This window comes from Nocardioides sp., assembly GCF_031422975.1.
Taxonomy (GTDB): domain Bacteria; phylum Actinomycetota; class Actinomycetes; order Propionibacteriales; family Nocardioidaceae; genus Nocardioides.
The window spans coordinates 1-6,855 of sequence record NZ_JANPEO010000374.1 but is presented as its reverse complement, the minus strand read 5'-3'; the positions used below and the strand labels follow the sequence as shown (position 1 = coordinate 6,855).

Annotated in this window: 7 protein-coding genes and 1 pseudogene; 5 read left to right on the top strand and 3 right to left on the bottom strand. The window is 67.8% G+C overall.

What is annotated here, in order from left to right; translation table 11 throughout:
* The 3 genes and pseudogenes from RMO85_RS11310 to RMO85_RS11300 form a co-directional block, all read left to right on the top strand.
* Positions 1–596, top strand: a pseudogene (locus RMO85_RS11310) (hypothetical protein); the annotation flags it as partial.
* Positions 512–1,336, top strand: a complete 825-nt coding sequence (locus RMO85_RS11305) for a LuxR C-terminal-related transcriptional regulator (RefSeq protein ID WP_310528825.1) — start codon at positions 512–514, stop codon at positions 1,334–1,336. The pseudogene RMO85_RS11310 and the gene RMO85_RS11305, both read left to right, overlap by 85 nt.
* Positions 1,333–1,788, top strand: a complete 456-nt coding sequence (locus RMO85_RS11300; protein ID WP_310528824.1) for a group 1 truncated hemoglobin — start codon at positions 1,333–1,335, stop codon at positions 1,786–1,788. Before RMO85_RS11305 ends, RMO85_RS11300 begins: the two co-directional genes overlap by 4 nt.
* A 13-nt stretch (positions 1,789–1,801) precedes the next feature.
* Here the strand turns inward: RMO85_RS11300 and RMO85_RS11295 are convergent, their stop codons facing one another.
* The 3 genes from RMO85_RS11295 to RMO85_RS11285 form a co-directional block, all read right to left on the bottom strand.
* Positions 1,802–2,656, bottom strand: coding sequence for a patatin-like phospholipase family protein (locus tag RMO85_RS11295; protein ID WP_310528823.1), 855 nt, complete (start codon positions 2,654–2,656; stop codon positions 1,802–1,804).
* Between the two features lie 224 nt (positions 2,657–2,880).
* Positions 2,881–3,102 (bottom strand): hypothetical protein, encoded by a 222-nt coding sequence (locus RMO85_RS11290; RefSeq protein WP_310528822.1) that lies wholly within the window; start codon positions 3,100–3,102, stop codon positions 2,881–2,883.
* Positions 3,103–3,496: 394 nt separating this feature from the next.
* Positions 3,497–4,096, bottom strand: coding sequence for a YdeI/OmpD-associated family protein (locus RMO85_RS11285; RefSeq protein ID WP_310528821.1), 600 nt, complete (start codon positions 4,094–4,096; stop codon positions 3,497–3,499).
* Between the two features lie 174 nt (positions 4,097–4,270).
* Between RMO85_RS11285 and RMO85_RS11280 the strand changes: the two genes are divergently transcribed.
* Both RMO85_RS11280 and RMO85_RS11275 read left to right on the top strand, forming a co-directional pair.
* A complete protein-coding gene (locus tag RMO85_RS11280; RefSeq protein ID WP_310528820.1) occupies positions 4,271–5,074 on the top strand; it encodes a hypothetical protein in 804 nt (267 codons plus the stop codon).
* Between the two features lie 294 nt (positions 5,075–5,368).
* On the top strand, positions 5,369–6,790 hold the full coding sequence (locus RMO85_RS11275; protein WP_310528819.1) for an amidase family protein: 1,422 nt from the start codon (positions 5,369–5,371) through the stop codon (positions 6,788–6,790).
* Positions 6,791–6,855 lie beyond the last annotated feature (65 nt).

Here is a 6,855-nt window from a genome sequence, read left to right as displayed (position 1 = left end):
CGCAGCGCAATGCCTCGACGATCCTGATCGGAGCGAGCCTCGCCAATGGCGAGCTTCTGCTGTCGGTGACAGACGACGGTCAGGGCGGGATCAACCTCGATGGGTTCGGACTCCGCGGTCTGCGCGACCGGGTGGAGACTGCCCGGGACACCGTGACGATCCGGGCCATTGCCGGTTCCGGGGCGACGATCGAGGCGGTGCTGCCGCGGACGCCGCGCAGCTGGTCGTTGCCGTGGACGGGCATCTCCCCGACATCGCGATCATCGACATCCGGATGCCCCCGACGTCCACCCACGAGGGCGCACGGGCGGCGGTCGAACTTCGGGCGCCATGGCGACCTGGGAATTCTGCTGCTGTCGCAGCCACTCGAGAGCAGGTACGTCGCCGACCTGGTCAGGGCGCACCCGACGAGATTCGGCTACCTGCTCAAGGATCGTGTCGTCGACGTCGAGGTGCTGATCACGGCGTTGCACACGATCGTGGCCCCGGGGGCACCGTGCTGGATCCCGAGGTGGTGTCCCACCTGCTGGGCCGCAACGAGCTGGCCGACCACCTCTCCCGGCTCTCTGCGCGTGAGCGACAGGTGCTCGAGCTGATGGCGCAGGGAATGTCCAACAAGGCCGTGGCGGACGCCTTGGTCATCGACCTGAAGACCGTCCAGAGCCACGTCGCGCGGATCATGGCCAAGCTCGACCTTCTACCGACGCCGGACAAGCACCGACGGGTGCTCGCTGTGCTGGCATGGCTGCGCAATTATCTGGCCATCCGCTTGACCAAACGTGTCACGCATGATGGATTGGTTCCATGTGTGAGCCGTATCACATGGGCGGTGGAGATGGATCGGCTTGATGAGGGCGGCGGCCTGCGCCTCGACGACCAGCTCTGCTTCGCGCTCTATGCCGCCACGCACGCGATCACGCGTCGCTACCGTCCCCTGCTCGACGAGATCGGCCTTACGTACCCCCAGTACCTGCTGATGCTCACGTTGTGGCAGGACGGCCCGGTCACAGTCGGACGCATCGCGCATCGCCTCGAACTCGACTCCCATGCAGTGACGCCCTTGGTGGAGCGCCTGGAGATCGCGGGCCTGGTACGCCGGCTTCGCGGCACAGACCGCCGCCAGGTGGTGGTCGCGGCGACCCAGCACGGCCGTGACCTCGAGGCTGCAGCGGCGGCGGTTCAGGCGGAGGTCGCCTGCGCCACCGGGCTCGACCCCCGTGAGCTGGCCGACCTGCGCCGCCAGCTTCGCCTGCTGGCCATCCAGCTCGCCCCCCAGACCCGATCGCTGCCGCACTCCGCCGCCGCGATGACAACAACCAAAGGGAACAGGTCATGACACAGATCATCGAACCCGACACCGAGGTCGGCGACCTCGCTGAGGCCGCCCAGCAAGTCCGGACGGACGCATCGCTCTACGAACGCCTGGGCGGCGCCTATGCCATCGCGGGTGCGGTCGACGTGCTCGTCGACAGGCTCTTCGCCAACGCTCTGGTCAACGCCAACGCTGGGGTGCACGCCCATCACGGGGACGCCGCCAACGGACCCGGTTACAAGTTCCTCGTCACCGCCTGGTCGATCGAGGCCGCGGGCGGGCCGAAGTGCTACCTGGGCCGCGACATGGTCGCGGCTCACGACGGCCTGCTCATCGACACGGCCGGCTTCGACGCGGTGGCGATGGAGATCGCCGCCACCCTGATGTTCCTTGGGGTGCCCGAGCGTGAGCGCGCCGAGTTCAACGACATCATCGAGGGATACCGCTCCCAGGTGATCCAGACCGCGACCATGTAGGCGTGCCTGACGTTCAGACCGGTGGCGTCGCATCGTGCGCATGCACGGCCTGCGCGAGCATGGTGGCCAGATCCACCGGACCCTGCGCCAGCCAGTCGGCGGTGAGAGCATACGAACGGTTGATCAGGTCGTCGGCCTGGCTGAAGTCCGTCGGAGAGACCCCTACGGGACACAGCGGCGGGATGACGCGCAGGTCAACGACCTCTGCATATCGTTCGACGTCGAGCAGCAGGCGCCGTTGGACGATCAAGGTCGTCGCGTGCAATGCCATCCCGAGCGCGGACCGCGGCGGCTCCTTCAAGGCGCACGAGTAGCCGGTCGCGAAGACCAAGACCGTGTCGGCACCCATCTCGATTGCGTGCGATATCGGCGAGTTGTTGACGACGCCCCCATCCATGTACGCCCGATCGTCGAGCGAGACCGGAGGCAGGACACCCGGGATCGCCGTACTGGCGAGGATCGCGTCCTCCGCCGGCCCGGACGAGAGTGCCTGCCCTGCGCCGGTGAGGACATCGGTGACCACGACGTGCAGTGGGATGGGCGCGTCCTCGAGTCGATCGAACCTCAGGTGATCGTGCAGGATGCGCCGAAGGCCACTGTTGCTGACCAGGTGATCGCTGCGCCCGGAGAAGCCGAGCAGTCCACGAAGCGGATGCGTAGGGAACACCGAGCTGCGCCGGAGTGATCGCCACACCTCGCCCAGGTCTTCGAGCGGGGCCTCGGCAGCCACCCACGCTCCGTTCAGCGCTCCGACCGAAGTGCCGACCACAAGATCTGGGTGGACTCCCGCCTCAGCGACAGCAGTAAGCATTCCGACCTGCGCGGCACCCAGGTTCGCGCCTCCGGACAACACGAAAGCTGTGGCCATCCCTCCACGATGACGTGAATCGTCACCGAGCGGTGGCCACCGACGCATCCTTCACAGACCCTTAATACATCGCACCCGGGGGGGCCGGCAGGGTCAGCGGGTGATTCGCGCGGCCCCCGCGGCCTCGTGAGTCGGTCAGGAGGTCTCCCCGCCGTCCAGCTCGCTGAGACGATCCGCGAGGAGGGCCAGGTCCTTTCGCATGGCCCCGGTCATCGGCTTTCGCATCACCGGGGCGGCCACCCTGGCGAACCCGCTGGGGGTGCCGCGCGGTTGCGAAGCCTCATCACGGTGCACTCGGGCACCGTGGTCCCCGTGTACGTCGTCGCCACCGGAAACGGACCGTCGGCGGTGCGCATCACCAGCCGGGCACCGGGCACGAGCTCGTACGCCGCCACCCTCTCGCGCGAGAAGGGCTGCACGGCCTGTACCCCGACTTCGACGTCCACGCTCCGGCACTTCAAATCGGCGCCGATACTTGGCGCCCGCTTGCTGTCGCCCCTCAGGACGCCGCCGTCCGCAAACTGATCGGTGACCTCCGTCCCGAGCAAGTCAGCGATCAGCTCAGCGTCCTGCGTCTGCTCGACGTCGTCGTTTGGATGTCCTGTAGTCGCAGCCGGTCGGCCGTTGAGGTGCAGCTGGAGGTCGGGGCGACGCCAACTAGGGAGCTCACCAAATTGAGAAGGACGAATGTGCCTGGTCAGTGACAGTCCTCGTCGCGGCCTGCTCGTGGTACTGCCCGGTGCGTCATTACGCCGCGACACGGCGCCCCGATAGGGCTACGACGTTCAGGCGCCTGGTGGGGTGCATCGGGCTACGTTGCGTCAGTCTGGTGTCCGAGTCCTAGGTACCGGACTTCTTCGTCGGCGCCTGGAACGGGGTCTTGCCCTGGGCGAGGGCGTCGGTGAGCTGCTCGATGCGACGGCTGCGGGTCTCCGGGCGCACCGCGGTCTGGATGCGATTCAGGAAGGCGAAGCGGTTGCGGCCGTCCAGCGCGGCGTAGACGTCGGTGAGGTCGCGCGCAGCCAGGGCTGCGGCAAGGTCGTCGGGCACCACTGCGGTAGCCGAGCTGTCGTAGGCGGCGTCCCAGCGGCCGTCTGCCTTCGCCTTTTCCACCTCGGCCAGGCCGGTGGGGCGCATCCGCTCGTCGGCGGTGAGCCGCTCGATGCGCTCGCGGTTGATCTTCGACCAGACGCTCTTCGCGCGTCGCGGTGTGAACCGCTGCACGTACCACTCGTCGTCGAGCCGCCGGGCGATGCCGTCGATCCAGCCGAAGCAGAGCGCCACGTCCACGGCCGTCGTCCAATTGATCGACGCAACGCCCGTGCCCTTCTTGGCCATCCGAATCCAGACGTGCGTGGCGGTCGACGCGTTTTCGACAAGCCACGTCTCGAACGCCTTGTCGTCCTCGAAGAACACCGCGTCGGTGTGGACCATCGACATGGCAGCAGCCTAGTGGCACGGAGGTGAAGTAGTTGGACGGTTGCCGAGGTCCCGGTGCTGAGCCAGGGTGCTGCATTCGCCGCCTGCCGGCGTCTGCGTAAGGGCATTGTCTGGCCTGTTTCGCGCGTAAGTTTCTCGTGCCTGAGCGCCTGCTCCAAGCGGCATACTCGTCTCATGCAGAACGGTTCAGGCGGTGAAGCAAGACCTACTCTTGTCGCGTCCGCGGCCCGGGCCCTCGGCGTGCGCATGTGGCCGACGTTCGTCGGCGCCGTCCCGGGCAGCTGGGTCTGCGTCGAGGACGCTGTGGCGGCATTCGACTCCGGAACCGACATCGCCCGGTTCAATGCGGTCGCGGCCCCTACAGCAGCTGCCGCCCCGCGCGCGGTCGCGAGGTTGCTGGAGGCTCTGGCGGCAAGGACCGACTGGTTCTCGTTGCACACGCCCGTTCCCTGCAGCCGCGCCCTGCGAGAAATGGCACACAGCCTCCATCTCATCGAAGAACAGGAGCCGTTGATGCTCCTGGAGGATTCCCGGCACCTCGTCGCGGCCGCTAACACGAGTGACGCCCAGATAAGCCGGCTCCGGCCGGACCAGATAGAGCGCCACGTCGACGTCTGGGCTCGCGGTTTCGGCGTACCTGCCGACGCGCTGACCCCGTGGCTAGGCTCCGACCTGTTGTCCCGGCCGAACGTGATCGCCTATCAGGCCTCTTTGGACGGTGTAGATGTGGCGACGGCGCTCGGGATCGTCGCCGACGGATTCGTCGGTGTCTTCAACGTTGCCTGTGTCGAGAGCCACCGACGCCGGGGGTACGGCGCGGCGCTGACAGCCAAGGTGGTTCTGGACGGACTCAGCAGCGGCGCCGACACGGCGGTTCTCACCTCGAGCCCTTCAGGAGACGGGGTGTACCGAGCACTGGGTTTCCGTGAGGTCGCCCGGTGGGCGCAGTGGCTGCCCGACGACATCGACCCAGACTGAGGGCAAGCGCGTGATCGACGTGGCGACTCCACTCTGACTGAAGGCATTCGCATCCACGATCGAGGCAGACGTCCTGCGACCCCGGACGGCTCGAACCATGCGCGCTGGCTGCATTCCGGCGCTTCAAGGTGCGCCCAGTAGCCGCGAAAGGGCTGCGATGACGCCGAGCGACGCAAGACGAGCGGCGAGGATCGCGCCGCTCGTCGTAGCGGGCGCCCGTCTCGCGGACGGGTGGAGAGGTTCGTGCGTCCCTATGACGCCTGCGTGTTTAACCCAGTCGTGCACACTCAGCCCATGGTGTCCATTTCGGCTCCCGCCAGTGCCCGCGCAGCGGTCGAGCAACTCCTTGAGCGGATCGAAGTCGTCGAACCGCAGATCAATGCCATCTGCACGCTCCACCCGGACGCACGTGCGCAGGCGGAGCGGCTTGACGGCGAGGCCGCCGCGCGAGGCGTTCGGGGTCCTCTCCACGGTCGCGCCGTGCTGATCAAGGACAACATCGACACCCATGACCTGCGGACCACCGCCGGCTCGCTGGCGCTGGCCGATGCGCCGCCACCCAGCCGGGACGCGGCCCTCGTGAAGCGCCTACGTGACGCCGGCATGGTCGTCCTCGGCAAGACGAACCTCTCCGAATGGGCCAACATCCGCGACGAGTCGTCGACGTCTGGATGGAGCGCGTACGGCGGGCTGACCCGCAACCCGTACGGGCTCAACCGGTCCGCCGGAGGTTCCAGCGCTGGCAGCGGCGCCGCGGTTGCGGCTGGCCTCGCCCCCTACGCGGTCGGCACCGAGACGGACGGATCGATCAGCTGCCCCGCGGCGTTCAACGGTTGTGTCGGCATCAAGCCAAGCGTTGGCACCGTCCCCACCACCGGCGTGGTGCCCATCTCGCACTCCCAGGACTCGCCAGGGCCGATGGCAAGGACGGTTCGAGACGCGGCGGCGCTGCTGACGGTGCTCGCCGCCGACGGCAGGGACTACGCCGAGCACGCCGTGCCGGGCCGGCTGTCGGGCAAACGTATCGGGGTGCCGCGCGCGACGTACTGGGGCTACTCTCCGCACGCGGACGCCGCCGCGGAGCGGGCGCTGGCACTGCTCGCAGCCGAGGGCGCAACGATCGTCGATAACACCGACCTACCGGGTCATGGCGATGAATTGGCCGATGACGAGCTGCTCGTGCTTCTGGCCGAGTTCCGCACGGGTATCGCGGACTACCTCGCAACCCGCACCGGCGACGTGCCCCGCTCCCTGCGCGAGATCATCGACTTCAACCGTGCCAACGCCGCGACAGAGCTCGCACACTTCGGCCAGTCGCTCTTCGAGCAGGCCCTAGCCGGCCCGCGTGCAGGCAGTCCCGAGCATCTCGACGCGCGCACGAGGGGACTCGAAGCCACCCGGAGCGGCGGTATCGACAAGGTGCTGCGCGAGCACTCGTTGGACGCGCTGGTCACGCCGTCCTACCCGCCCGCGAATCCGATCGACCTCGTCAACGCCGAGTCCTTCGCTGGCGCTTGCAGCGGGCCAACCGCGATCGCCGGCTACCCACTGGTCACGGTCCCGACCGAGCTCGCCTCCGGCCTGCCGGTGGCAGTGTCGTTCTGGGGCGCCGGCGCCAGCGAGGGCAAGCTGATCGAGATCGCGCACGGATACGAAGCGGCACGGAACCGATCCAGCGGCCCACTCGCCGCACCCAACTTCCCGACGTTCGTCTGAGCTCGATATCGAATCGTGCCTGGACCTCACGCAGCCGGCGACCACCAGCTGGGACCACGAACTGG

What these genes read in the sequence shown, in the direction of transcription:
- RMO85_RS11300 (WP_310528824.1), top strand. Translation starts at nt 1,333, where the DNA reads ATGACACAGATCATCGAACCCGACACCGAGGTCGGCGACCTCGCTGAG.
- RMO85_RS11280 (WP_310528820.1), top strand. Translation starts at nt 4,271, where the DNA reads ATGCAGAACGGTTCAGGCGGTGAAGCAAGACCTACTCTTGTCGCGTCC.
- RMO85_RS11295 (WP_310528823.1), bottom strand. Translation starts at nt 2,656, where the DNA reads ATGGCCACAGCTTTCGTGTTGTCCGGAGGCGCGAACCTGGGTGCCGCG.
- RMO85_RS11275 (WP_310528819.1), top strand. Translation starts at nt 5,369, where the DNA reads ATGGTGTCCATTTCGGCTCCCGCCAGTGCCCGCGCAGCGGTCGAGCAA.
- RMO85_RS11285 (WP_310528821.1), bottom strand. Translation starts at nt 4,096, where the DNA reads ATGTCGATGGTCCACACCGACGCGGTGTTCTTCGAGGACGACAAGGCG.